The sequence below is a fragment of the Streptomyces carpinensis genome (assembly GCF_002154505.1).
Lineage (GTDB): Bacteria > Actinomycetota > Actinomycetes > Streptomycetales > Streptomycetaceae > Streptomyces > Streptomyces carpinensis.
The window spans coordinates 1-24,411 of sequence record NZ_MUBM01000166.1 but is presented as its reverse complement, the minus strand read 5'-3'; the positions used below and the strand labels follow the sequence as shown (position 1 = coordinate 24,411).

Genomic DNA, 24,411 nt, shown 5'->3' with positions numbered 1-24,411 from the left:
GCGCCTTCGCGAAGGCGTGCCGGCTGTCGCCGAAGGCGCTGCGGCTGTACGACGAGCTGGAACTGCTGCGGCCGGCCCGGGTCGACCCGGACACGGGATACCGCTACTACGCGGTGGCCCAGCTGGAGCAGGCGCGTCTGGTGGCCTGGCTGAGGCGGCTCGGCATGCCGCTGGCCGGGATCCGTCGGGTGTGCGCCCTCGAACCGACCGCCGCCGCCCGGGAGATCCGCGCCTTCTGGGCGCGGGTGGAGGCGGAGACGGCCGTGCGACGGGACCTCGCCGCGTTCCTCGTCGACCACCTCTCGCCACCGTCGAGGAAGGACACCACCACCATGCTGGAACTGCGCTACGCCGCCCGCTCGGACCGGGGCAGGGTCCGCACCGCCAACCAGGACACCGCCTACGCGGGCACCCGGCTGCTCGCCGTGGCCGACGGGTACGGGCCGTCCGGGGCACCGGCCAGCAGCGCGGCCGTGGCGGCACTGAGGTCGCTGGAGACGGCGGAGCTGCCGGCCGGCGGCCTGCTGAACCTGCTGGAGGACGCGGTGCAGGGGGCGACCCGGGCGGTCCGGGACGCCGCCGGCGACGACGAGGACGCCGGCACGACCCTGACCGCGCTGCTGTGGACGGGCTCGCAGCTCGCCCTGGTGCACATCGGGGACAGCCGCGCGTATCTGCTGCGCGACGGCGAGCTGTTCCTCATCACCCACGACCACACCGTGGTCCAGGAGATGCTGGACGAGGGCCGTCTGACCGCCGAGGAGGCCACCACCCACCCCCAGCGCTCCCTCCTCCTCAAGGCCCTCGGCGGCGGCGCCCCGCCCGTCCCGGACCTGCGGCTGCACGACCCCCTGCCCGGCGACCGCTACCTGCTGTGCTCCGACGGCCTCACCGGCGTCGTCCCGGAGGAGCGGATCCGCGCCCTGCTCACCGGCGGCCAAGGTCCGGACGACTGCGTGCGCGCCCTGACGGAGGCCGCGAACGACGCCGGCGGCCCGGACAACATCAGCTGTGTGGTCGCCGACGTACGGGGGACGCCGGCCTGACCGGCTCCCGCACGGCGGCGGAAAGTGACCGACTCAACGCTCCGGCGGCGACGAACCGCGCCGGCCGTGGGGTAGGAACGGGGAACGGGGTGCCGTCCCTCGGCCGCCCCGTACGCCACCGGTCGCCAGCCCCTAGGAGTTCGCAGCGTGTCCTCCCTCTTCCCGGCCCTGACGGATGATCCGGGCGCGCGCGTCGCCCTGCGGTTCGGTGATCGGTCGTCGACGTACGCGGAGCTCGCGGCGGCGGCCTGGGCGCTCACGCATGGCTGAGCGGCTGACCGCCCGGCAGGCCATCGCCCTGGTGTGCGACGACTTCCACGAGCTCCCCCAGCCGATGCGCCAGTCGCCGGCCGACGGACCGCTCGGCTGGCAGGGCTACGACGCCTCACGCGCCCGTGCCGCCGAACGCACCGGCGAGCAGGAGTCCGTGGTGTGCGGCACCGCGGACGTCGAGGGCACCCGGGCCGTGCTGATCGCCTTCGAGTTCGGCTTCCTCGGCGGCTCGCTGGGCGAACGCACCGGCGACCGTCTTGAGTCGGCGTACGCGCATGCCCGTGAGCACCGTCTTCCGGTGGTGCCGCTGGTCGCCACCGGGGGCAGCCGCATGCAGGAGGGCATGCTCGCGCTGACCCAGCTCCAGCGCGTGGCCCGGCAGTCCGCGCTCACCCGGGCGGCCGGTGTGCCGCAGATCGCGGTGGTGCGCGACCCGACGACGGGCGGCGGCTGGGCCACCCTCGGCGCGGGCGCGGACGTCATCCTCGCCCTGCCCGGCGCCCAGGTCGGCTTCGCCGGCTCCCGGGTACGGCCGCCGGACGCCGACCCGGCGGCGTACACGGCTCAGGCGCAGGTGGCTGCGGGCTCGGCCGACGCCGTGGTGCCACCGGAGGAGCTGCGGGCGACCCTGGGGCTGTGGCTGCGCCTGCTGACACGGCCCTCGAAGGCGGCGGTCGCCCCGCCGCGGGCCCTGTCCGCGCTGGGCCTTCCCGCCACCGGCTGGGACGCCGTCCGGCGTGCCCGCTCCCCCGAACGCCCGCGCGCCGAGCGCTACCTGGACGCCTGCCTCCCCCGGCGCGTGTCCCTGCACGGCGACCGCTGCGGCGGCACCGACGACGGCATGCTCTGCGGGTTCGGCGACCACGAGGGCCGTACCGTCGCCTACGCCGCCCAGACCGGCACCGCCACCCGCCCCGCCGGGTACCGCACCGCGGCACGGCTGATCCGGCTCGCCGACCGGCTCGGGATCCCGGTGCTGACCCTGGTGGACACCCCGGGTGCCGCGAACGACGCCGAGGCGGAGCGGCAGGGTGCCGGCGCCGCGATCGCCGAGTTGTTCGTCGCGGTGGCGGACGCCCGGACGCCGATCACCACGCTGGTGATCGGCGAGGGTGGGTCGGGCGGAGCGCTCGCCCTGGCCGCGCCCGGCAACACCTGGGTCACGCCGGACAGTTACTTCTCGGTGATCGCACCCGAGCTCGCCGCCGCGATACTCAAGCGCCCGCCGGACCAGGCCCCGGCCACGGCCGAGCAGCTGCGGATCCGGCCCCAGGACCTGGTCGAGCTCGGCGTGGTCCAGGGGGTCGTGCCGGCCGCCGGCGATCCGGGTGCGGCCTGACGGGTGCGTCGGCCGAGGTGACGGCCCCGGAAACCCACGGCGGCGCCGTCTCCCCTCCCAGGGAGACGGCGCCGCCGTCCGCGTGGTCCGGTCACCGTCCCACCTGGACGGCCCGTACGATCTCCTGCCGCACGGAACCGCCCCGGTCGTCGCCCGCCGAGGCGCGCAGCGAGACGGTGGCCGCGCCCGGGGGCACGGTCAGGGTGCCGTGCCAGGAGGCCTGCTCACCGTGCACGCCGGTGAGCCCGACCGTCTGCCAGGTCGCGCCCTCGTCGTAGGAGACCTCCAGCTTCCCCGCGCCGATGGTCCCGGTGCCCGGTGCTCCCGCCACGTACTCCGCGTGGAGGCCGACCGGGACCCGGCCGCCGCCCTCGAGAAGGCCCGCGAGGTCGGTGTCGAGGTCGAAGGCGAGGTTGATCAGTGGCAGTGCGGTCCAGTGGTACTCGGGGGTGGCCGCCGAACGGAACGTCCACTCGGCGTGCCCCCGGGTGGCGGGCTTCCAGCGGGAGGCGTCGAGCGCGGTGTCCGTGACCAGCTTGTACGTGTGCTCGTCGGCCGGCGCGTCCCACACGTACGCGCCCGGTCCGGAACGGCTGTCGACCAGCTTGCCGTCCAGATGGACCGTGGTGGTCTGGGTCATTCCGCTGTCCTCGCTCCACACGTCGCCGAAGCCGGTGTGGTCGGGCCCGGAGTCGCCCCAGCCGGGCGCGTTGAACCGGAGACTGTTCCCGGCCCGCTGCTGCCCCCACCCGAGGCCGGTGCCCAGCCACGGGTGCCAGACCGGCCGGAACCAGTTCAGCGCCGGGTGTGATCCGCCGGTGTAGCGGACCAGGCCGCTGCGCTCCTCCAGGGTGCCCTCGCCGAGCGTCACGGACTCGTGCCAGAGCTGGCCGGGGCCGGTGGAGACGTAGTCGGTCCGCTCGGCCGGGTAGTCGATCCGCTCCTGGAAGCCGATGCCGATCGGGAAGGTGCCGGTGACCGAGTACCGGAACTCGCCTCCGGAGGCCGGCTGGGCGGAGTGGAACCGCGCCCGGACGGCGGCGAGTTGACGGGAAGCCGGCGCGTAGGTCAGGTCCCGGTCGGGGATCGCTCCCGGGTGGCCCTCCGAGAGGTCGTAGACGTACGGCGTGTCGCGGGTGCCCGTCATGTCGACGTCACGGGCGGTGCGCAGCCGTGCCGCGTCGGCGTTGTCGACGGTGGCGATCTGGAGGGGGCGGTCGGCGTTGTCGTCGGTGCCCCACCATGCGCTCAGCCGGCCGGGTGCGTCGTCGGTCACGAACAGCGCCCTGGCGCCCGCGTCCTGCGCGGCCTGCGCCAGCGCGGTGGGCTCGGTGCCGTCGGCGAGGCGGGCCAGGACCGCCTTGCCGCGCACGTCCTTGCCGGTGAACTCCCCGGCGCCCACGTCGACCAGCGGCAGCCTGGTGCGGCCCTCGATCAGGGTGCCGCCCGCCTGTACGACCGCGTCGGCGATCCCCTCGACCTCCAGGAGTGGTTTGCCGAGCCGCCACACGGTCCGGTACTCGAAGGTGCCCTGCCGCACGCGTGCCGTCGGCGCGGCGAAGACGCTGTCGTAGGCCAGGGGCACCTGGACGGCGTCGAACAGGTCGGAGCCGCCGGCGTCGCGGTCGTACTCCATGAGCAGTTGCCGGGTCTCGGTGCGGCGGTTCACGGCGGCGCGGATCTCCCGGAGTTCCCGGCCGTCCAGGGTGATCTCGCGGTCCCGGTCGACCGTGATCTCGGGGGCGGCGAGGAAGCCGAGCCCGAGCGAGTCGGCGCCGTGGCTGCCGCGCACGTCGAGGAAGGAGGTCACGCTGTACGTGCCCGGCTTCAGCCGCAGTTCCAGGGTGCCGGAGTCGCCAACGTGCGCCGGGACCGGGTCGACGTTCGCGGCGAGTTGCTGCACCACGAGGTCGGCGGCCGTGGCGGCGCCGCCCCGGTCCTTGACGTGCACGGTCAGCGTGTACCGCTCGTCCTCCTTGACCAGGCCGAACACGGTGTGCGCGAGTGGGGTGCCGGCCGCCGAGGCCACGATCTGCCCGCTGGTGCCGCCCACCGGGGCCTTGGCGCCGTCGCCGGTGACCGTGGTGGAGGCGCAGCCGTGCGCGGGCACGGTGAGGGTGGAGGCGGCGAGCGTGGCGACGCCGTCCGGGGCACCCTGCACCGACAGCTCCAACCGGATCTCGTGGTCGGAGGAGTTGGTGTAGGTGAGGGTCCGGGTGACCGGCTTGTTCGCGGGATACGGCCAGCGGTAGAAGCCGAGGTCGGCGCTTCCGGTGGCGGTGATCTGCGCGCCGACGGCGTCCGGGACGCTCAGCCGGCCCGCCCCCAGCACGTACGCCGGGGCGTCGAGCCGCTTCGTCGTCGACATCAGCGCGTCCTTGAGCAGGGCCCCGCTCCAGTCGGGGTGCTCCTGGGCGAGCAGGGCGGCGACCCCGGCGACGTGGGGCGTCGCCATGGAGGTACCGCTCATGGAGGTGTAGTAGCCGCTGCCCTCGGTGAGCTGGGAGCGGGCGGCGAGGATGTCGACTCCGGGGGCCGAGAGGTCGGGTTTGAGGGCGTGGTCGCCGAAGCGCGGCCCGGCGCTGGTGAAGTAGGCGGCCTGGTCGGCGGAGTCGACCGCGCCGACGGTCAGGGCGGCGTCGGCCGCGCCGGGCGAGCCGATGGAGGAAGGCGCCCCGATGTTGCCGGCGGCCACGACGAACAGGGCGCCGGTCTCCTTGGAGAGGGTGTCGACGGCCTGCGCCATCGGGTCTGTGCCGTCGCTGGGCTCGGTGGAGCCGAGGCTCATGGACACGATCCGTGCGTGCACGTCCCGCGCCGCCCACTCCATCCCGGCGATGATCTGCGACTCGCTGCCGGAGCCCTGGTCGTCGAGCACCTTGCCGACGGCGAGCGTGGCGTCCGGGGCGACCCCCTTCTCCTTGCCGTCGGAGGCGGTGCCGCTGCCGCCCACGGTGGAGGTGACATGGGTGCCGTGGCCGTTGCGGTCGGCGGTGTCCTCGCCGTCGACGAAGCTCTTGGCCTGGCTCACCCGCCCCGCGAGGTCGGGGTGGGAGGCGTCGACGCCGGTGTCCAGGACGGCGACGGTGACGCCCTTGCCGGTGAGCCCGGCCTCCCACGCCGTCTGCGTCCCGATCCGCGCGTTGGACTCGGCCATGTCGGCCGTGACGCGCCCGTCCAGCCAGACCTTGTCGATGCCGCTCGCCGGCGTGGTGCTTCGGCTGTCCTGCGCGGTGCCGTGCACCGCGCTCTCCCGGTTTCCCTTCCCGGTGAACGAACGCCAGAACACCCGCCCCTTGCCGGCCTCCACGGCGGCCCCGTGCACGCTGGCGAGGTTGCGTGTGGGCTCCGCCCCGCGCGGGGTCTCCACCCGGGCGCCCTTGCCGTAGGTCACGATCAGCGGCAGTTCGCCGGTGCTCGCGTCGCCCAGTCCCTGCCGCAGCAGCGCGCTGACGTCGAACAGCCGCGGGTCCAGCCGGCCCGCCCGTAGATAGGGACGCGCCTCGTCCGGTACGACGGTGACGGTGCCGCCTGCCACCTGGGTGCGCACTGCGCCCGTGGCACCCGCCGGCCGCCGCACCGTGACGGTCTTCCTCCCCCCGCCGAGGTCGGTGACGGTGACCTTGTCGCCGGTGACGAGGGTGACGGTGCGGGCGCCATCCGGGGTGCCGGCCTTCGCGCGGGGGGCGGTCTCCTGCCGGGCGGCCCGCTGTGCGGCGGCCTGCCCCGTCGGCAGCAGGGCGATCACGAGCCCGGCCGACAGGAGGATCGCTCTCCGTCTGCCTGGTCCTCTGCTCATCCGTGCCTCTCTTCGTCGGGAGCTGCGTCTCGTCGGAGGTGCGTCGAGTGCCGGCGACTGCTGCGGGATGCCGGCGAGTGCAGTGGAGCGGTGCGTCTGCCGATGCGAAGAGTGTCAGAAGGCATGCGTGGCACGGGAGTTGACGAAAGGTGACGGATGGGCACCCTGGCAGGTTCCCGCCACGAACAAGGCGCCTCAGATTCCGCTTATCTGGCGCTTATTCAGCCGATAACCGTAAAATGCACTCGTCCAGCGGCCCCCCGCCCGGCCCCCTTGAACAGGCGCCCGCTCCCCCGCCGCCCGCACGATGCCAGTGAGGCCGCTGCCCGGCGGCTGCCACGGCCCGCGCTCTCGGGAGGATCTGCCATGTCCGCCAGTCTGGAGCAGTTGCGCCGCTGCCACTTCGCCGTCGACCTGGGAGCGGCCCGGACCCGTGTGTACGTCAAGGGCGCCGGGCTCGTCGTCGACCAGCCCTCGGTGGCCGCCGTGAACACCCGCAACGGCGCGCTGATCGCGGTCGGCGAGTTCGCGGAGCGGATGACCGGCCGCACCCCCGACTACATCCGCGTCGTCCGCCCGGTCTCCGGCGGCACGGTCATCGACATCGAGATGGCGCAGCGCATGCTGCGGCATCTGCTGGGCGACCGGATGCGCCGGGCGCTGCGCCGCAAGCCCCGGCTGCGGGCCGCGGCCTGCACCCCGCACGACGCCGATCCGCTCGCCCAGCGGGCCACGGTCGAGACCCTGGTAGGACTCGGCGCCCGCCGCGTGGAGCTGGTCGACACGCTGATCGCCGCGGCCGTCGGCTGCGGGCTGCCCGTGGAGCGGGCCGAGGCCACCATGATCTTGATGTGCGGCGCCGCGGCGACCCAGGTGGCCGTGCTCTCCCTGGGCTCGATCGTCACCGCCCAGCGCATGCCCGTCGGCGGCGAGGCCGTCGACCGCGCGATCGTGCAGCACCTGCGCCACGAACACGCGTTGATGCTGCCCAGCCAGTCCGTGCGCCCGCTGCAACTGGCCCTGCACGGCAACGGGCTCACCGCGCAGGGACCCGCGTCCACGGAGATCCACGGACGGGACGTGGCGACGGGGCTGGTCCGGTCGGTCCTGGTCGACACCGCCGCGGTAAGGGAGGCCATCCAGACGCCGCTGACCACGGTGCTCGACGGCATCTACAAGGTGCTGCGGGAGTGCCCGCCCGACCTGGTGGCCGACCTCGCCGACCGCGGCATCGTGATGGTCGGCGGCTCCGCGCTGCTCCCGGGCCTGGACGAGATGCTGCGGGAGGCCACCGGCATGCCGGTCAACATCGCCGATCGTCCCGACGTGTGCGCGGTCCTGGGGCTGGGAGAGATGCTGGAGGGCAGGGTCGAACCGCTGGTCCTCGACCCGTTGGGGGCGTAGTCGGCGGCCGCCGGCGCGTGGGGGCCGGCGGAGCGGCGCCCACCCCGTGCGTGCGGTGCGGGGCGTGGGTCCGGCTCGTCAGCGGGCGAACCAGGCGCGGACCGTGGTGCCGTCCTCGCCCGTGTGCAGGCGGACGAGGTCGGCGACGAGGTTCACCATCAGCAGGCCCCGACCGCCGCGCTGGTCGCGGGCGGCGGGCCGGCGCCCGGCCAGCGGATCCTCCAGGCGCCCCCGGTCCCGGACCTCGCACAGCACGTACCCGTCCGCCGCCCACACCCGCAGCTCGCCCGAACCGCCGCCGTGCACCACGCTGTTGGTGGTCAGCTCGGCCGTGACCAGGGCCAGGTCCTGCAGGCGCCGGTCCGTCAGCCCGAGCCGCGCGCCCTCGGCGGTGGCCGTGCGCCGGGCCTGCGGCAGGGACGGTGCCGTGAAGCGGAAGCTCAGCGCGTCCGGCACGGCCGGCAGCGGCTCGTTGTACCGGGCGACGACGTGCTCGGGGGCGTAGGCGGCGCTGTCCCGCTCCTGCGCCGACCCCGGGAGGATGACGAGGGGGTGCGTGGCATGCGCGTCGGCCAGGACCCGCTCGTCCAGGCGAGTGGCGTCGTACGGGCACAGGACGGTCACCTCGCGGCCCTGGAACGCCGCGTTGATCAGCGCCTCGTGCTGGACGCACGCCGGGTACTCGACCGGTGTGCGCCCGGCCCAGATCGGCTCGCCTATGATCCGCACCCGTCGGCCGGCCCGCTGGGCGTCCGCGAAGGAGCGCAGCACCGCGGGGATGATCCGCCCTGGGTTGCGCCCGGCCTCGCGCATGTCCAGAAGCCGCACGGCGCCGGCGTCCGCGCCCAGTCCGGTCTGGATCAGCCGGAGGTTCTCGCCGGGCACGGCCACCGCCACCGGCTCGCCGGAGGCCAGGCCGGCGCGCACGAAGGCCACGGTGCCAGCCAGGTACTCGTGTTCGTCCCGGTAGAACAGGGCCGGGTGGACGAAGGGCTCCGCGCCGAAGGTCATGACGCCGGCACCTCGATCACCTCCCGCCCCGGCCCGAGCCGCCACGCGGCCTCGGCGAGCACGGCGTCGCCGAGCCCGACGCCGGCGAGGACGCCGGCATGGACACGGGTCGCGGCTGAAAGCTCCGGGTGGTACACGTCCTCATCCTCGCGGACCGCTCTGTCGTGGCTGCGGACACAGCCTTTGATCTCGCGTACCTCGTGTGCGCCGCCTCATGCCCCTGCCATGTGTCCGGTGTCTGACGTGGCCGTGCCCCGCCATCGCCAGGTGTAGTCCGCCGGGGACCGGGCACGCGCAGGGCAGTACCACTGGGACGCGCGGGGACTGCCGTGAAGAGCAAGGGCGGGGACATGACCTCAGCGGCATCACCACCTCCACCATTTCCTGCACGACTTGGACGACGTTTGACCACTCCTGTCGACACGCTGACCATCGACGTACAAACGCATGCGGACGGCCGCGCCCGGCTCGCCCCGCAGGGGGAGCTGGTGCGGGGCTGCGCGGACGCGCTGGCCGGTGCGCTCGCCGAACTGCCGCCGGGAGTCCGGCGGGTCGACCTGGACATGGCGGGGGTGACGTTCATGGACACCGCGGGACTGGAGTTCCTGGACACCCTCGACGAACACGGCAGACGGCACCTCGTCCAGGTGTCGGCCACCGGCTGGACCGGTCAGCCGCTGCGCATCCTGGAACTGGCCGGCCTGGACACCACCGACCCGCTGCGCCCGGCGCGGGAGGGACGCAAGCCGACCGGGTCGGCCCCCCGGGGCGGCTCCGCGGTGGCCGTGGAGCGGACGGAGCGGCTGTCGCAGTTGCAGCAGGAGGTCGACCAGTTGCGCACGGCCATCGTCTCCCGTCCGGTGATCGACCAGGCGCGCGGTGTCCTGATGGCCGCCCACGGCTGCACACCGCAGCAGGCCTGGGACATCCTCCGGGAGGCCTCCCAGCGGTCCAACACCAAGCTGCGGACGGTGGCCGCCGCGGTCACCGCGGGCGCGCAGCCCGGCGGCCCGGCGCCGCCGGAGGAGATCCGCCTGGCCCTGCGCACGGCGGTCGCCCGCACGGCGGGCGGTCCCGCCGCGCGGGCGACGACGCGCTGACCCCGGCTTACCGGGAGGGCGTGCCGGGCGCGGGTACGTGCCGGCCCCGGCGTACCGGGTGCAACGGGTGTTCGGGGGTACCCGATCCCCGAGATTCCAGCTGCGTCCGCAGGAGGCGCCACCATGAGAGAGCGCACCCCCTCCCAGGCCGAAGGCGAGCGGGACGACAACGAGGCCCGGCGGATCGCCGAGCTGCCGGACACGCCGTACCCGACGCCCTCCCAGGCCGAGGGCGACCGCGACGACCTTCCCGAGACGGCCGACGCCGCCGACGCCGACCGCCGCATCGGCCGTCGGATCTGAGCGGTCCCGTTCCAGGCCGTAGTCCTCTTCCCCAGGCCGCCACGTCCTCTGCTCCGGTGCCCCCGCCGGCCGCCGAGCCGTGGCGGCCGACTCGTGTGTACCCCATGCCGACGGTCCGTACGGTGCGGCCGTCGCGGTACGGACCGTCGGGCGGCCGGTGGCCTGCACCCCGTCGGGCGGGTCCCGTCGGCGGGTCCCCACGTCAGGTTCGGCCGGAACACCGCCGCGCTCGGGCGCCGCGCGGTCGGCGGCGACCGACTGCCCCGTCGCCCGCCCGTCACTCCGGAGCGTGAATCCACCCGGCCCGCCGAACGGGTGCGAGGGTGGGACGGCCGGGCGTGGGCATCGTTGCAGACGTCGTCGTACGGGGCTGCGGAGCGGTGGTCCCGCGGAGCCGTCGGAGGGCGCGCATGCTCGGCACAGACTTCACCCACGGATCACCCTGCTGGATCGATCTCGGCAGTTCGGACCCCGACCGGGCGGCCGCCTTCTACGGGGGTGTCTTCGGCTGGCGGTACGTCTCCGCGGGGCCCGAGGGCGGCGGCTACGGTTTCTTCCAGAAGGACGGCAGCACCGTCGCCGCGCTGGGTCCGCTGACCGAGGAGGGCGGCGCCAGCGCCTGGACGGTGTACTTCCACACCGATGACATCCGGGCCACGGCGGACGCCGTCGAGCAGGGCGGCGGCACCGTCCGGGTGGCGCCCCTGGACATCGTGGGCGGAGCGCGGATCGCCCAGCTCACCGACCAGCAGGGAGCCCGGTTCGCGGCCTTGCAGCCGGGCAGGACGCCGGGAGGGCTGGAGAAGGCGTCCGAGGACGACGCCCTGGTGTGGGTGGAGCTCCACGTGCCCGACCCGGCGGCCGGGATCGGCTTCTACCGCGATCTCTTCGGCTGGCGCTCCCAGGAGATGCAGGCGCCCGGGATGACGTATCAGGTGCTCAGCCTCGGGAACGGGGACCCGCAGGCCACGTCCTTCGGCGGGGTGGCTCCGCTCCAGGAGGGCGGGCAGGGGGCGAGCTGGGTGCCGTACTTCGCGGTCGCGGACGCCGACGAGATCGTCCGGAGGACGGCGGAGCACGGCGGCTCGGTGCTGATGCCGGCGGCGAACGTGCCGGAGGTGGGCAGGATCGCGTGGCTGACGGACACCTCGGGTGCGGTCTTCGCGGTCCTCAAGCCGAACCCCCGGCAGGCGTAGGCGGAAGGCGGCACCACGACGGTCATCTTGCTCCTGACGAGTGAACGGGGGCCGCCACGTCCGCGTGGCGGCCCCCGTCCTCACGCCGTGCGCAGGTAGAAACGCTTCTGCGCGTGCAGCGCCTGGTGGGGCGGGTGGGACTCGAACCCACGGCCGACGGATTATGAGTCCGCTGCTCTAACCGGCTGAGCTACCGCCCCGTTGCGGCGCGTCGCGTACAAGTGTGCGCGCCGTCTGCCGCAGCATAGCCGCTCATACGATCTCCTGCTTCGCCATGGTCGGCTTCCCCCGGCCCTTCATGACCTTGAAGACTTCGCCCGGGCCGCGGTGGTTCCCCGCAGGCCGGGCCGGAGAGAAGCCGGACATGAAAAAGGACCCCGAAGGGTCCTCGTTCAGCATGCTCCCCCGACTGGACTCGAACCAGTAACCTGCCGGTTAACAGCCGGCTGCTCTGCCAATTGAGCTACGGAGGACCGAGCTCCCCCGACTGGACTCGAACCAGTAACCTGCCGGTTAACAGCCGGCTGCTCTGCCAATTGAGCTACGGAGGAATGCCTCGTTGCATCGAACGTGCCTACCTGGGTATTGGCCAGGGGGCGCGCGCTCGCTGCGACACATACATTAGCGCAAGCAGGGGGGTGCTTTGCCAATCGGTTCCCCCCGGCTCCGACATCGAGGCAAGGAAGGGTGGCCACCATGCGCTACCGGCTCGTCTTCATCGCAGGGCTGGCTGTCGGTTACGTACTGGGCACGAAGGCGGGACGTGAGCGCTACGAACAGCTCAGGAAGTCCGCGCGTCAGGTCTCGCAGAACCCCGCGGTGCGCAACACCGCCGAGTCCGCGGCGCAGCAGGGCCGCCAGTTCGCGGGCAAGGCCTACCACGTGGTGAGCGAGAAGGTGGGCGACCGGATGCCCGACTCGGTCGCCCAGCGCGTGCGCTCCCTGCGCGAACGCAACGGCAGCGGATCGGACGACTGGGGCACGAGCAACACCTAGCCCTTTCCGGTCCTGCCTGGTCCCCCGGCCCCCTCGTCCCCTCGCTCTTCCTCCCCGCTCCCGCGGCGATACGGCGCCCGCGGCCCGAGCAGGCGTGGCGGTGCGGCAGAATTTTTGGCATGGGGATAGTCGCCGGGTTGGACAGTTCACCCGATTTCACTCGCATCGTGGTCTGCGACACGGACACCGGGGCCGTGCTCAGGCAGGGCTACGCGCCGCATCCGGTGGAGAGCCCCGAGGGGGGCGGTCGCCCTGCCGACGTCGATCCGCAGGCGTGGCTGCTCTCGCTCGGGGAGGCCGCGGGCGGCGGACTGCTGGAGGGCGTGCAGGCCATCGGCGTCTCCGCCCAGCAGAACGCGCTGATCCCGCTGGACAACCAGGGCACCACAGTGCGCCCCGCGCTGGTCGGCGGCGACCGGCGGGCCCAGGTCACCGCGGCCGACCTGATCGACGCGCTCGGCGGCCGGGAGGCGTGGGCGCAGGCGGTCGGCTGTGTGCCGCAGGCCGCGCAGCCCGTGACCAAGCTGCGCTGGCTCGCCAAGAACGAACCAGACTCCGCCCGGCGTGTCGCCCTGCTGCTGCAGGCGCACGACTGGCTGGTGTGGCAGCTGCTCGGCCGCCCGGTACGGCGGACCACCGACCGCGGCGGCGCCTCCGGCACCGGGTACTGGTCGGCGGCCACCGGTGCCTACCGGCCCGACCTGGTGGAGCTGGCCCTCGGTCACCAGGCCGCACTGCCGGAGGTGATCGGCCCGGCGGAGGCAGCCGGCACGACACCCGAGGGGCTGCTGATCTCCGCCGGCACCGGGGAGACCATGGCCGCCGCCTTCGGGCTCGGCCTGGGGCTCGGGGACGCCGTCGTCTCGCTGGGCGCCTCCGGTTCGGTGATGGCCGTCCACCCCGAGGCACTGGTGGACCAGACGGGGATGATCACCTCGCTCGCCGACGCCACCGGCATGCACCTGCCGGTCGTCACCACGCTGAACGCGGTACGGGCGCTGCGCGGCACCGCCGAACTGCTGGGGCTGCCCGACCTGGAGAGCCTGTCCGACCTGGCGATGAAGTCGACGCCGGGCGCGCACGGGCTGGTCCTCCTGCCGTACCTGGAGGGCGAGCGGACCCCGAGCCTGCCGCACACGGCGGGGACGCTGGCGGGCCTCAGGCGCGAGTCGATGAAGCCGGAGCACCTGGCGCGGGCCGCGTTCGAGGGCATGCTGTGCGGGCTCGCGGACGCACTGGACGTGCTGCGCGGGCGGGGTGTGGAGGTGCGCCGCATCTTCCTGCTCGGAGCGGCCGCCGAGCTGCCCGCGGTACAGGCCGCGGCCCCCTCGCTGTTCGGCGCGCAGGTCGTGGTCCCGCAGCCCGCGGACTACGCGGCGATCGGCGCCGCCCGGCAGGCCGCGTGGGCTCTGGGCGTCTCCCAGGGCACCCTGGACCCGCGCACGCCGCCGGCCTGGCAGGGCGCCGTCGCCCAGGTCCTGGAGGCGGGGGAGGAACTGGCGGTGGGCCAGGCGGTGCGTCAGCAGTACGTGTCGGTGCGCGAACAGACCCATCCGGGGGCTTTTCACCCGTAATGCCTCGTAAGTTCCCGAAGGCCACCCGTACGGAGTAGGTCCACCGGCTGACGATGCATCGGCCGGTGGACCGCTATCGGCTTAATCAGTTGAGGTAACGCGGGTGGAGTGTTCGACGATAGGGGCCAGGGGACATCGACCGCCCCCACCGCCGACTCCGAGAGACCCAGCGTGCTCATACGACTTCTGCGGACCTATCTCAGGCCCTACAAGAGACCACTTGCCCTACTGGTGCTGCTGCAGTTCCTGCAGACCTGCGCCACCCTCTACCTGCCCACGCTGAACGCCCACATCATCGACAACGGTGTCGTGAAAGGTGACACGGGTTACATCCTCACGTCCGGTGCCGCGATGATCGGCATCTCGCTGGCGCAGGTCGTCTGCAACATCGGCGCCGTGTACTACGGCGCCCGGACCGCCTCCGCGCTCGGCCGCGACGTGCGCGCCTCCGTCTTCGACCGCGTGCAGTCGTTCTCGGCGCGTGAGGTGGGCCACTTCGGTGCGCCCTCCCTCATCACGCGTACGACCAACGACGTCCAGCAGGTGCAGACGCTGGCCCTGATGACCTTCACCCTGATGGTGTCGGCACCCATCATGTGCGTGGGTGGTGTGGTGCTGGCCCTCGGTCTGGACGTGCCCCTGTCGGGCGTCCTGGTCGCCGTCGTACCGGTGCTGGCCATCTGCGTGACGCTGATCGTGCGCCGGCTGCGCCCGCTGTTCCGGTCCATGCAGACCCGGCTGGACACGGTGAACCGGGTGCTGCGCGAGCAGATCACCGGCAACCGGGTGATCCGCGCCTTCGTCCGCGACGAGTACGAGGAGGGCCGCTTCCGGAAGGCCAACGGCGACCTGACGGACATGGCCCTGGCCACCGGCCGGCTGCTGGCACTGATGTTCCCCATGGTGATGACGGTGGTGAACCTGTCGTCCATCGCGGTGGTCTGGTTCGGGGCGCACCGCATCGACAGCGGTGGCATGCAGATCGGTGACCTGACCGCATTCCTGGCCTATCTGATGCAGATCGTGATGTCCGTGATGATGGCCACGTTCATGTTCATGATGGTGCCGCGTGCGGAGGTGTGTGCCGAGCGCATCCAGGAGGTCCTGGGCACCGAGTCGAGCGTCGTGGCGCCGCTCGCGCCCGTGCTGGAGCTGCGCAGGCACGGGCATCTGGAGATCCGTCAGGCCGGCTTCCGCTATCCGGGCGCCGAGGAGCCCGTGCTGAAGGCCGTGGACCTGGTGGCCCGCCCCGGCGAGGTGACCGCCGTCATCGGCTCCACCGGCAGCGGCAAGTCCACCCTGCTGGGCCTGGTGCCGCGCCTGTTCGACGCCACCGACGGCGAGGTCCTCGTCGACGGCGTGGACGTACGGACCCTGGACGCGAAGCTGCTGGCGAAGACGGTGGGCATGGTCCCGCAGAAGCCGTACCTGTTCGCCGGCACGGTCGCCACCAACCTCCGCTACGGCAACCCGGACGCCACCGACGAGGAGCTGTGGCACGCCCTGGAGGTGGCGCAGGCCAAGGAGTTCGTCTCCAAGCTGGAGGGCGGGCTGGACGCGCCCATCGCCCAGGGCGGCACGAACGTGTCGGGTGGTCAGCGCCAGCGCCTGGCCATCGCCCGTACCCTCGTCCAGCGGCCGGAGATATACCTCTTCGACGACTCCTTCTCCGCCCTCGACTACGCCACCGACGCGGCCCTGCGGGCGGCGCTGGCCCGAGAGACGGCCGAGGCGACCGTCGTCATCGTCGCCCAGCGGGTGGCGACCATCCGGGACGCCGACCGGATCGTCGTCCTGGACGAGGGACGCGTCGTCGGCACCGGCCGCCACCACGAGCTGATGGCGGACAACGAGACCTACCGGGAGATCGTGCTCTCCCAGCTGACGGAAGCGGAGGCTGCCTGATGGCCGGGCCCATGGGTCGGATGATGGCCGGGGGCGGACCCAACAGCCGCTCGATGGACTTCAAGAAGTCGGGCAAACGGCTCATCTCCCACTTCAGGTCCGAAAGGGCCACGATCGTCACACTGGTGCTCTGCGTGGTCGCGAGCGTCACGCTCAGCGTGATCGGGCCGAAGATCCTCGGCCGGGCCACCGACCTGGTGTTCGCGGGGATCATCGGCCGGCAGATGCCGTCCGGTCCGACCAAGGACCAGGTCCTGCACTCCATGCGCGAGCGCGGGCAGGGCTCCATCGCCGACATGCTCAAGGGCACGGACTTCACCCCGGGCAAGGGCATCGACTTCGGGGCCGTCGGTGAGGTCCTGCTGTTCGCGCTCGGCACCTTCCTGGTCGCCGGCCTGCTGATGGCCGTGGCGACGCGGCTGGTGAACCGCGCGGTGAACCGGACCATGTTCCGCATGCGCGAGGACGTGCAGACCAAGCTGTCCCGTCTTCCGCTGTCGTACTTCGACAAGCGCCAGCGCGGCGAGGTGCTCTCCCGCGCCACCAATGACATCGACAACATCGGGCAGACGCTCCAGCAGTCGATGGGCCAGCTCATCAACTCGGTGCTGACCATCATCGGCGTCCTGGTGATGATGTTCTACGTCTCCTGGCTGCTGGCGCTGGTCGCGCTCGTGACCGTGCCGCTGTCGTTCGTCGTGGCCACCCGGGTGGGCAAGCGGTCGCAGCCGCACTTCGTGCAGCAGTGGCGCTCCACCGGCCAGCTCAACGCGCACATCGAGGAGATGTACACCGGGCACTCGCTGGTGAAGGTGTTCGGACGGCAGGAGGAGTCGGCGAAGCAGTTCGCCGAGCAGAACGAGGCGCTGTACGAGGCCGGGTTCCGGGCACAGTTCAACAGCGGCATCATGCAGCCGCTGATGATGTGTGTGTCGAACCTGAACTACGTGCTGGTGGCGGTCGTCGGTGGTCTGAGGGTCGCCTCGGGCTCGCTGTCCATCGGTGACGTGCAGGCCTTCATCCAGTACTCGCGGCAGTTCTCGATGCCGCTCACCCAGGTGGCCTCGATGGCGAACCTGGTGCAGTCGGGCGTGGCGTCGGCCGAGCGCGTCTTCGAACTCCTGGACGCCGAGGAGCAGGAGGCGGATCCGGTGCCGGGCGTGCGGCCGGAGGAGCTGCGCGGACGGGTCGCGCTGGAGCACGTGTCGTTCCGCTACGACCCCGACAAGCCGCTCATCGAGGACCTGTCGCTCACCGTGGAGCCGGGTCACACGGTGGCGATCGTCGGCCCGACCGGCGCGGGCAAGACCACGCTGGTCAACCTGCTGATGCGGTTCTACGACGTCACCGGCGGGCGCATCACCCTCGACAGCATCGACATCGGCGAGATGTCCCGTGACGAACTGCGCGCCGGGATCGGCATGGTGCTCCAGGACACCTGGCTGTTCGGCGGCACCATCGCGGAGAACATCGCCTACGGTGCCTCCCGCGAGGTCACCCGGGGCGAGATCGAGGAGGCGGCGCGGGCCGCGCACGCCGATCGCTTCGTCCGGACCCTCCCCGACGGCTACGACACCGTCATCGACGACGAGGGCTCCGGCGTCAGCGCCGGTGAGAAGCAGCTCATCACCATCGCGCGGGCGTTCCTGTCCGACCCGGTGATCCTCGTCCTGGACGAGGCGACGAGCTCGGTCGACACCCGTACCGAGGTGCTGATCCAGAAGGCGATGGCCAAACTCCAGCACGGCAGGACGTCGTTCGTCATCGCGCACCGGCTCTCCACGATCCGGGACGCGGACACCATCCTCGTCATGGAGAACGGCTCCATCGTCGAACAGGGCGCCCACGACGAGCTGCTGGCGGCCGACGGGGCCTACGCGCGGCTGTACAAGGCGCAGTTCGCACAGGCGGTGGCGGAGGTCGACTGACCGCCCGTGCCAGGTGCCTGGGGCCGCTCGCTGCGGATCGATCGTCGGTCCGTGGTGAGCGGCCCTTGGTGTGTCGACCACGAGGGTCGCCGACCGTCGTGATCAACACACCGAGGTCAGTCCAGGTAGCCCCGCAGCTGGTCGGCGAAGGCGTGGTCGCGCAGCTTGTTGAGCGTCTTGGACTCGATCTGCCGGATCCGCTCCCGGGTCACACCGAAGATGCGCCCTATCTCCTCCAGGGTGCGCGGGCGGCCGTCCACGAGCCCGTAGCGCAGCTGGACGACCTTGCGCTCGCGCTCCCCCAGCGTCGACAGCACAGCCTCCAGGTGCTCGCGCAGCAGCAGGAACGCCGCCGACTCCACGGGGGACGCGGCGTCGCCGTCCTCGATGAGGTCGCCGAGGGCGACGTCCTCCTCCTCGCCGACCGGGGCGTGCAGCGAGACGGGCTCCTGCGCCAGCCGCAGCACCTCGCCGACCCGCTCGGGCGGCAGTTCGAGATGGGCCGCGACCTCGTCGGCGGTCGGCTCGTAGCCGCGCTCCTGGAGCATCCGCCGCTGGACGCGCACGACCCGGTTGATGAGTTCCACGACGTGGACGGGCACGCGGATGGTGCGGGCCTGGTCGGCCAGGGCCCGGGACATGGCCTGGCGGATCCACCAGGTGGCGTAGGTGGAGAACTTGTAGCCGCGCGCGTAGTCGAACTTCTCCACGGCCCGGATCAGCCCGAGGTTCCCCTCCTGCACGAGGTCGAGCATGGTGAGCCCGCGGCCGACGTAACGCTTCGCCACGGACACCACGAGCCGCAGGTTGGCCTCGATGAGCCGGCGCTTGGCCACCCGTCCCATGACGACGAGCCGGTCCAGGTCGACGGCGAGCCTGCTGTCCAGGTCCGGGGTGTTGCTCAGCTTCTCCTCGGCGAACAGCCCCGCCTCGACCCGGCGGGCCAGTTCCACCTCCTCCGCCGCGGTGAGCAGGGGAATCCGCCCGATCTCCCTCAGGTACTGCCGGAACAGGTCGGAGGAGGGCCCGCTGGTCTCGGTCCGCGCGGGGGCGGCCGGTTCGACGGGCTCGGGCAGGTCGGCGGGGCCGTCCGCCTCCAGCGCGCCGGCCGGCGGCTCCTCCGGCTCGCGCGCCGGCTCCGCCTCGGGGTGGTGCACGACCAGGTCCTGCGGCGGTACGGCCGCCGGGATGACGAGATCGGTGGGGATGTCTGTCTGCGTGAGGGTCTGGGTCTGCACGGGGGCGACCTCCAGGATGATCGCTGCAGAGCTGTGCGGCAGCGGTACTCGGGGGGCGGAGTGGGCGGCCTCGCCGCCGTCCGTCCCGTACGCGATGAGCGGAACCGCGGGGATGAAAGACCCGTGGGGGACGGATCGGCCGCGCTCCGAGGACTCAGGCACCGGACCCAGTGTGGGGTACGACACATCGCCGCCACGAGGGGCGTGCGGTGACTTTTTGCGTCCGGGTCGTTACCAGGCGGTTATTCAGGTCGTTCGACGGTCGGACGGGGCGGTCACGTTCGGAGAGGGACGAGACCGTGGGCGAGCCGGAGGCGCTGCGGCAGAAGCAGCGGGAGTCCGGCACGACGCTGGAGCCGCGCGGGAAGGTCCTCGCCCCTCACAGCGCCGCGGCGCCGCGCTCCCGCAGCGCCTGATCGTACTGCTGGAGGATCCACAGTTCGTTCTGGCTGGCGGCCAGTTGGGCCGGGTCGCCGCCCGTGCCGAGGCGGGCGACCGTGCTCTGGAGGTCGCGGATGCGGCGTTCGACCGCGCGGCGGCGGACCGTCACCAGCTGCGCGCCCGCGTAGGCCTCGTCGACCTCCCTGCGGAGCAGGATCGCCTCGACCGCCAGCTCCGTGACCATCGCGCGGACCGTGTCGTCGGGGGCGGCCTCCCGGACGCGGACCAGGTACTCCTGCGGGTCCGCGACGCCGTACTCCGCGCCGCCCGCGTCCTGGATCGCCTGCCGTACGGCGGCATACGGCGGGGCGGTGAACTCGTCCACTCCGTAGGCGTCGAAGGCCGGGGAGACCAGCTCGGGGCGCTGCAACGCCAGCTTCAGCAGCTCCCGCTCGGTGGCGTAGACGGGGTTGCGGAGGTTGAGCGCCGGGCCGCGCGGGGCGGTGGGATGAACGGGCGCGGCGGCGTACGCGTGCTGCGGTCCCCGCTGCTGCCGCTCCGGCGCGGGTCCGCGGCCACCGCGCTCCCGTGCCCAGCGGGCCAGTTGGGCCACCCGCTTGACCACGAACTGCGTGTCCAGGATGCCGAGCAGGCCGGCGAGCTGGACGGCGACCTCGTGCTGGGCGCCGCTGTTCTTGATGCGGGCGACGATCGGCGCCGCCTCGTCCAGGGCGGCGGCGCGGCCGGCCGGGGTGTTCAGGTCGTAGCGGGCCACGATCTGGCGGAGGGCGAACTCGAAGAGCGGGGTGCGCGGTTCGACCAGGTCGGCCACCGCCTCGTCGCCCTTGGCCAGGCGCAGCTCGCAGGGGTCCATGCCGTCGGGCGCGATGGCGATGTAGGTCTCGGCGGCGAACTTCTGGTCGTCCTCGAAGGCGCGCAGAGCCGCCTTCTGGCCGGCCGCGTCGCCGTCGAAGGTGAAGATCACGCGGGCCGAGCCGTTGTCCATCAGCAGCCTGCGGAGGATCTTGATGTGCTCGCCGCCGAAGGCGGTGCCGCAGGTGGCGATGGCGGTCGTCACGCCGGCGAGGTGGCAGGCCATGACGTCCGTGTAGCCCTCGACGACGACCGCGTGGGAGACCTTCGCGATCTCCTTCTTCGCCAGGTCGATGCCGTACAGGACCTGGGACTTCTTGTAGATCGGCGTCTCGGGGGTGTTGAGGTACTTGGGGCCGTTGTCCGCCTCGTAGAGCTTGCGGGCGCCGAAGCCCACCACCTCGCCGCCGATGTCCCGGATCGGCCACATCAGCCGGCCGCGGAAGCGGTCGATGGGGCCGCGGCGGCCCTCCTGGGCCAGGCCGGAGAGGATCAGCTCCTTGTCGGTGAAGCCCTTGCCGCGCAGGAAGCGGGTGAGGTGGTCCCAGCCCTGGGGGCTGTAGCCGACCCCGAAGTGGACGGCGGCGGCCTGGTCGAAGCCCCGCTCGGCCAGGAAGATCCGGCCGGTCTCGGCCTCGGCGGAGGCGGCGAGCTGCTCGGCGTACCAGTCGGCGGCCAGCTTGTGGGCCTCGACCAGACGGATGCGCTCGCCGCGCTGGTGGGCGGGGTTGTACCCGCCCTCCTCGTAGCGCAGGGTGATGCCCGCCTGACCGGCCAGGCGCTCGACCGCCTCGGAGAAGGAGAGGTGGTCGACCTTCATCACGAACGTGATGGTGTCGCCGCCCTCCTGGCAGCCGAAGCAGTGGAAGAGGCCCTTGCTCGGGCTGACCTGGAAGGACGGCGACTTCTCGTCGTGGAACGGGCACAGGCCCTTCAGGTTGCCGCCGCCCGCGTTGCGCAGCTGGAGGTACTCGGAGACGACGGCGTCGATCGGGACCGCGTCCCGTACCGCCTTCACGTCCTCGTCGTTGATCCGTCCTGCCACGCGTGAATTCTACGGGGGCGCTACGACAGTGCCGCTCCGCTACGAGGCGAGGGTGTCCAGCGGCACACGCGGGTCCGCCAGCGCCTCCGTGTCCACTTGTGCCTTCGTACGAATCAGGTGCTGGATCGGGTCCGTGACGTCCCACACGTTCACGTTCATCCCGGCCAGGACCCGGCCCTCCTTCATCCAGAACGCGATGAACTCGCGCTTTCCGGCATCGCCCCGGATCACCACCTGGTCGTACGACCCCGGCGGCGCCCAGCCGCTGTACTCCATGCCCAGGTCGTACTGGTCGGAGAAGAAATAGGGCACGCGGTCGTAGGCGACGTCCTTGCCGAGCATCGCGCGGGCCGCGGCCGGGCCGCCGTTGAGCGCGTTGGCCCAGTGCTCGACGCGCAGCCGGGTGCCGAACAACGGGTGCGGGAAGGACGCCGCGTCACCGGCCGCGTAGATGTCCGGGTCGGACGTGCGCAGCCGCTCGTCGACCGCGATGCCGCCGCCGTGGGCGCGGTCGGCCAGCTCCAGGCCCGCCGACTCGGCGAGGGCGACGCGCGGCGCGGCGCCGATCGCGGCGAGCACGTCGTGGCAGGGGTGCTCCTCGCCGTCGTCGGTGCGGGCGGCCAGCACCATGCCGTCCTGGCCGACGATCTCGGTCAGGACGGCACCGAAGTGGAACCGGACCCCGTGCGCGCGGTGCAGCTCGGTGAAGATCTGGCCCAGCTCGGGACCGAGGACGTGGTGCAGCGGCGTGGCGGACGGTTCGACGACGGTGACCTCCGCGCCGTACTCGCGAGCCGCCGCCGCGACCTCCAGACCGATCCAGCCGGCGCCCGCGATCACGATGTGGCCGTTGTCCCGGCCGAGGTGGGTCAGGACGCCCTTGAGCCGCTCGGCGTGGGCGAGGCGGCGCAGGTGGTGGACGCCGGCGAGGTCGGTGCCGGGGATGTCCAGGCGGCGCGGCTCGGCACCGGTGGCCAGCAGCAGCTTGTCGTAGCGCACGTGGGTGCCGTCGTCGCCGTAGTGGACGGTCTTCGCGGCGCGGTCGATGGCGTCGACCGTCTGGCCGAGGTGCAGCTCGATGTCGTTCTGCGCGTACCACGCCGGTTCGTGGACGAAGACCGTGTCGCGTTCCTCCTTGCCCAGCAGGTAGCCCTTGGACAGCGGCGGGCGCTCGTAGGGGTGGTCCCGCTCGTCGCAGATGAGGATGACGCGGCCGCTGAAGCCCTCCGCGCGGAGGGCCTCGGCCGCCTTCGCGCCGGCCAGACCCCCTCCGACGATGACGAATGTCTGATCCGCGTCGACCACTTGATGCCTCCTCGTAAGGGTGCCGCCACATGCGAGCGTCCCGCACGGAGCGTGATGCGGGAAGAGGGAGTGGCCCGATCAGGCCACGGAGGGTCACCTGGGGGCCTGTTTCGGGCCTCCTGGATCACCTCTGTCCCACCGGTATCACGGGTGTCCGTAAGCGCGCTGTCAATGTCGTGCGTGCCTCGTCGCCGGGCGCGCGGGCCGTCATGCACGCCCTGTCAGCCGTGCGTGCAGCGAGCGGGCCGAGGCGTCGGTGAGCGAGGCGATCTGGTCGATGACGACGCGCTTGCGGGCGCGGTCGTCCGGGGCCTGCTCGAACAGGGCGCGGAACTGCGGGTCCAGGCCCTCGGGGGCGCGGGCGGTGAGCGCCTCGGCCAGCTCGGCGACCACGATCCGCTGGTCGGCACGGAGCCGTTCCTGTTCGTCGCGCTGCATGACGTACCGGTCGGCGACGGCCTTGAGGACGGCGCACTCCATTCGGGTGCTTCTGGGGACGACCAGCTCGGCGCCGTAGCGCGTCAGGCGTCCGCTGCCGTAGGCCTGCCGGGTGGCGCCCTCGGCGGCGAGGCAGAAGCGGCCGATGAGCTGGCTGGTGGCGTCCTTCAGGCGGGCCTGGGCCACCGCCGAGCCGTCGTAGCCGTGCGGCCACCACTCCTGTTCCAGCAGGCGGTCCAGGGCTTCGGCCAGCTCCTCGGGGTCGGTGTCCGCGGGGACGTAGCGGCCGACGGCGACGGCGAACACCGCCTGCCGCTCGGGTTCGGCCTGCAGGCAGTTCGGGTCGATGTGACCGGCGTGCAGGCCGTCCTCCACGTCGTGCACCGAGTACGCCACGTCGTCGGACCAGTCCATGACCTGGGCCTCGAAGCACGTACGCGTGCCGGGCGCGTCCTTGCGCAGCCAGTCGAAGACCGGCCGGTCGTCCTCGTATACACCGAACTTGGGCGACGCCGTGTCGGTGGGGTGGGCGCCGCGCGGCCACGGGTACTTGGTGGCGGCGTCGAGGGCGGCACGGGTGAGGTTGAGGCCGACGCTGACCAGCTCGCCGGAGGCGGGGTCGGTGACGAACCGCTTGGGTTCGATGCGGGTGAGCAGGCGCAGGGACTGGGCGTTGCCCTCGAAGCCGCCGCAGTCCCGGGCGAACTCGTTCAGCGCCTGCTCGCCGTTGTGCCCGAAGGGCGGGTGACCGAGGTCGTGGGAGAGGCAGGCCGCCTCCACCAGATCGGGATCGCAGCCGAGGGCGGCACCCAGCTCCCGGCCGACCTGGGCGCACTCCAGCGAGTGGGTGAGCCGGGTGCGGGGGCTGGGGTCCCACGCCTGGCTGCGCTCGCCCGGCGTGACCACCTGGGTCTTGCCGGCCAGCCGCCGCAGGGACGCGGAGTGCAGCACGCGCGCGCGGTCGCGCTGGAACGCCGTACGGCCCGGCCGCTTGTCCGGCTCGGCGGCCCACCGCTCGACGGCCGACGCCTCGTAACCGGCGGACGGGAGGTGGTTCTCGTACGGCCCTGCTGCCTCGGCTGCCCCGGGGGCGATCCCTTCCATGCCTCGACAGTAAGCGCAGCCAGTGACAAACGTACTGTCACCGCCTGTTTCCGGTCGGTGGCCGCCGGGGGGGTTGGACGCCTCTTCGCGCTTGGCCACCGGGCGCCGGGCGCCGGTAGTCCGGCCGCCGGACGCCGGTAGTCCGGCCGCCGG

18 protein-coding genes and 3 tRNA genes are annotated in these 24,411 nt (G+C 72.6%); 11 read left to right on the top strand and 10 right to left on the bottom strand.

What is annotated here, in order from left to right:
- From BZY54_RS22165 to BZY54_RS22160, 3 genes are all read left to right on the top strand, one after another.
- The coding region (locus BZY54_RS22165; protein WP_086727081.1) for a MerR family transcriptional regulator at positions 1-1,046 on the top strand (1,046 nt) is incomplete at its 5' end.
- Positions 1,047-1,193: 147 nt separating this feature from the next.
- Positions 1,194-1,316 (top strand): hypothetical protein, encoded by a 123-nt coding sequence (locus BZY54_RS54780; protein WP_279634697.1) that lies wholly within the window; start codon positions 1,194-1,196, stop codon positions 1,314-1,316.
- A complete protein-coding gene (locus BZY54_RS22160) occupies positions 1,309-2,658 on the top strand; it encodes a carboxyl transferase domain-containing protein (RefSeq protein WP_086727079.1) in 1,350 nt (449 codons plus the stop codon). The genes BZY54_RS54780 and BZY54_RS22160 overlap by 8 nt, the downstream gene beginning before the upstream one ends.
- A gap of 91 nt (positions 2,659-2,749) precedes the next feature.
- On the opposite strand, the gene BZY54_RS22155 is transcribed toward BZY54_RS22160, so the two are convergent.
- Positions 2,750-6,457: a S8 family serine peptidase gene (locus BZY54_RS22155; RefSeq protein ID WP_086727077.1), complete on the bottom strand. Its 3,708-nt coding sequence runs from the start codon at positions 6,455-6,457 to the stop codon at positions 2,750-2,752.
- A gap of 366 nt (positions 6,458-6,823) precedes the next feature.
- Here BZY54_RS22155 and BZY54_RS22150 point away from each other — a divergent pair, with 366 nt between their 5' ends.
- Positions 6,824-7,861 carry a rod shape-determining protein gene (locus BZY54_RS22150; protein WP_086727076.1) on the top strand — a complete coding sequence of 346 codons (1,038 nt, stop codon included), beginning with the start codon at positions 6,824-6,826 and terminating at the stop codon, positions 7,859-7,861.
- 78 nt (positions 7,862-7,939) lie between these two features.
- On the opposite strand, the gene BZY54_RS22145 is transcribed toward BZY54_RS22150, so the two are convergent.
- Positions 7,940-8,872, bottom strand: a complete 933-nt coding sequence (locus BZY54_RS22145; protein ID WP_086727074.1) for an anti-sigma factor RsbA family regulatory protein — start codon at positions 8,870-8,872, stop codon at positions 7,940-7,942.
- The gene (locus tag BZY54_RS50960; protein WP_158103895.1) at positions 8,869-9,009 is read right to left on the bottom strand and encodes a hypothetical protein; all 141 of its coding nucleotides are present in this window, start codon (positions 9,007-9,009) and stop codon (positions 8,869-8,871) included. The genes BZY54_RS22145 and BZY54_RS50960 overlap by 4 nt, the downstream gene beginning before the upstream one ends.
- 213 nt (positions 9,010-9,222) lie before the next feature.
- Between BZY54_RS50960 and BZY54_RS22140 the strand changes: the two genes are divergently transcribed.
- The 3 genes from BZY54_RS22140 to BZY54_RS22130 all read left to right on the top strand — a co-directional run bounded on the left by BZY54_RS22140 (position 9,223) and on the right by BZY54_RS22130 (position 11,471).
- On the top strand, positions 9,223-9,972 hold the full coding sequence (locus BZY54_RS22140) for an ANTAR domain-containing response regulator (RefSeq protein WP_086727083.1): 750 nt from the start codon (positions 9,223-9,225) through the stop codon (positions 9,970-9,972).
- A 123-nt stretch (positions 9,973-10,095) separates the two neighbouring features.
- The gene (locus BZY54_RS22135; protein ID WP_086727072.1) at positions 10,096-10,275 is read left to right on the top strand and encodes a hypothetical protein; all 180 of its coding nucleotides are present in this window, start codon (positions 10,096-10,098) and stop codon (positions 10,273-10,275) included.
- A 410-nt stretch (positions 10,276-10,685) separates the two neighbouring features.
- Positions 10,686-11,471, top strand: a complete 786-nt coding sequence (locus tag BZY54_RS22130; RefSeq protein WP_086727070.1) for a VOC family protein — start codon at positions 10,686-10,688, stop codon at positions 11,469-11,471.
- Positions 11,472-11,594: 123 nt separating this feature from the next.
- Here BZY54_RS22130 and BZY54_RS22125 read toward each other — a convergent pair.
- The 3 genes from BZY54_RS22125 to BZY54_RS22115 form a co-directional block, all read right to left on the bottom strand.
- Positions 11,595-11,671: transfer RNA gene (locus BZY54_RS22125), tRNA-Ile, on the bottom strand.
- Positions 11,672-11,871: 200 nt separating this feature from the next.
- Positions 11,872-11,944, bottom strand: a tRNA-Asn gene (locus tag BZY54_RS22120).
- Positions 11,945-11,949: 5 nt separating this feature from the next.
- Positions 11,950-12,022, bottom strand: a tRNA-Asn gene (locus tag BZY54_RS22115).
- Positions 12,023-12,167: 145 nt separating this feature from the next.
- On the opposite strand from BZY54_RS22115, the gene BZY54_RS22110 reads away from it, so the two are divergent.
- The 4 genes from BZY54_RS22110 to BZY54_RS22095 all read left to right on the top strand — a co-directional run bounded on the left by BZY54_RS22110 (position 12,168) and on the right by BZY54_RS22095 (position 17,874).
- Positions 12,168-12,467 (top strand): hypothetical protein, encoded by a 300-nt coding sequence (locus BZY54_RS22110; protein ID WP_086727069.1) that lies wholly within the window; start codon positions 12,168-12,170, stop codon positions 12,465-12,467.
- 119 nt (positions 12,468-12,586) lie between these two features.
- The gene (locus BZY54_RS22105; protein WP_086727067.1) at positions 12,587-14,041 is read left to right on the top strand and encodes an FGGY family carbohydrate kinase; all 1,455 of its coding nucleotides are present in this window, start codon (positions 12,587-12,589) and stop codon (positions 14,039-14,041) included.
- 171 nt (positions 14,042-14,212) lie between these two features.
- Positions 14,213-15,946, top strand: a complete 1,734-nt coding sequence (locus BZY54_RS22100; RefSeq protein WP_086727066.1) for an ABC transporter ATP-binding protein — start codon at positions 14,213-14,215, stop codon at positions 15,944-15,946.
- Positions 15,946-17,874, top strand: coding sequence for an ABC transporter ATP-binding protein (locus tag BZY54_RS22095; RefSeq protein WP_086727064.1), 1,929 nt, complete (start codon positions 15,946-15,948; stop codon positions 17,872-17,874). Before BZY54_RS22100 ends, BZY54_RS22095 begins: the two co-directional genes overlap by 1 nt.
- 116 nt (positions 17,875-17,990) lie before the next feature.
- Here the strand turns inward: BZY54_RS22095 and BZY54_RS22090 are convergent, their stop codons facing one another.
- The 4 genes from BZY54_RS22090 to BZY54_RS22070 form a co-directional block, all read right to left on the bottom strand.
- Positions 17,991-19,274 (bottom strand): RNA polymerase sigma factor, encoded by a 1,284-nt coding sequence (locus tag BZY54_RS22090; RefSeq protein WP_086727082.1) that lies wholly within the window; start codon positions 19,272-19,274, stop codon positions 17,991-17,993.
- A 217-nt stretch (positions 19,275-19,491) separates the two neighbouring features.
- Positions 19,492-21,411 (bottom strand): DNA primase, encoded by a 1,920-nt coding sequence (gene dnaG, locus BZY54_RS22080; RefSeq protein ID WP_086727061.1) that lies wholly within the window; start codon positions 21,409-21,411, stop codon positions 19,492-19,494.
- Positions 21,412-21,450: 39 nt separating this feature from the next.
- On the bottom strand, positions 21,451-22,716 hold the full coding sequence (locus BZY54_RS22075) for an NAD(P)/FAD-dependent oxidoreductase (protein WP_086727058.1): 1,266 nt from the start codon (positions 22,714-22,716) through the stop codon (positions 21,451-21,453).
- Positions 22,717-22,923: 207 nt separating this feature from the next.
- Entirely contained in the window at positions 22,924-24,258 is a 1,335-nt protein-coding gene (locus BZY54_RS22070; RefSeq protein ID WP_086727057.1) for a deoxyguanosinetriphosphate triphosphohydrolase, read from the bottom strand.
- Positions 24,259-24,411 lie beyond the last annotated feature (153 nt).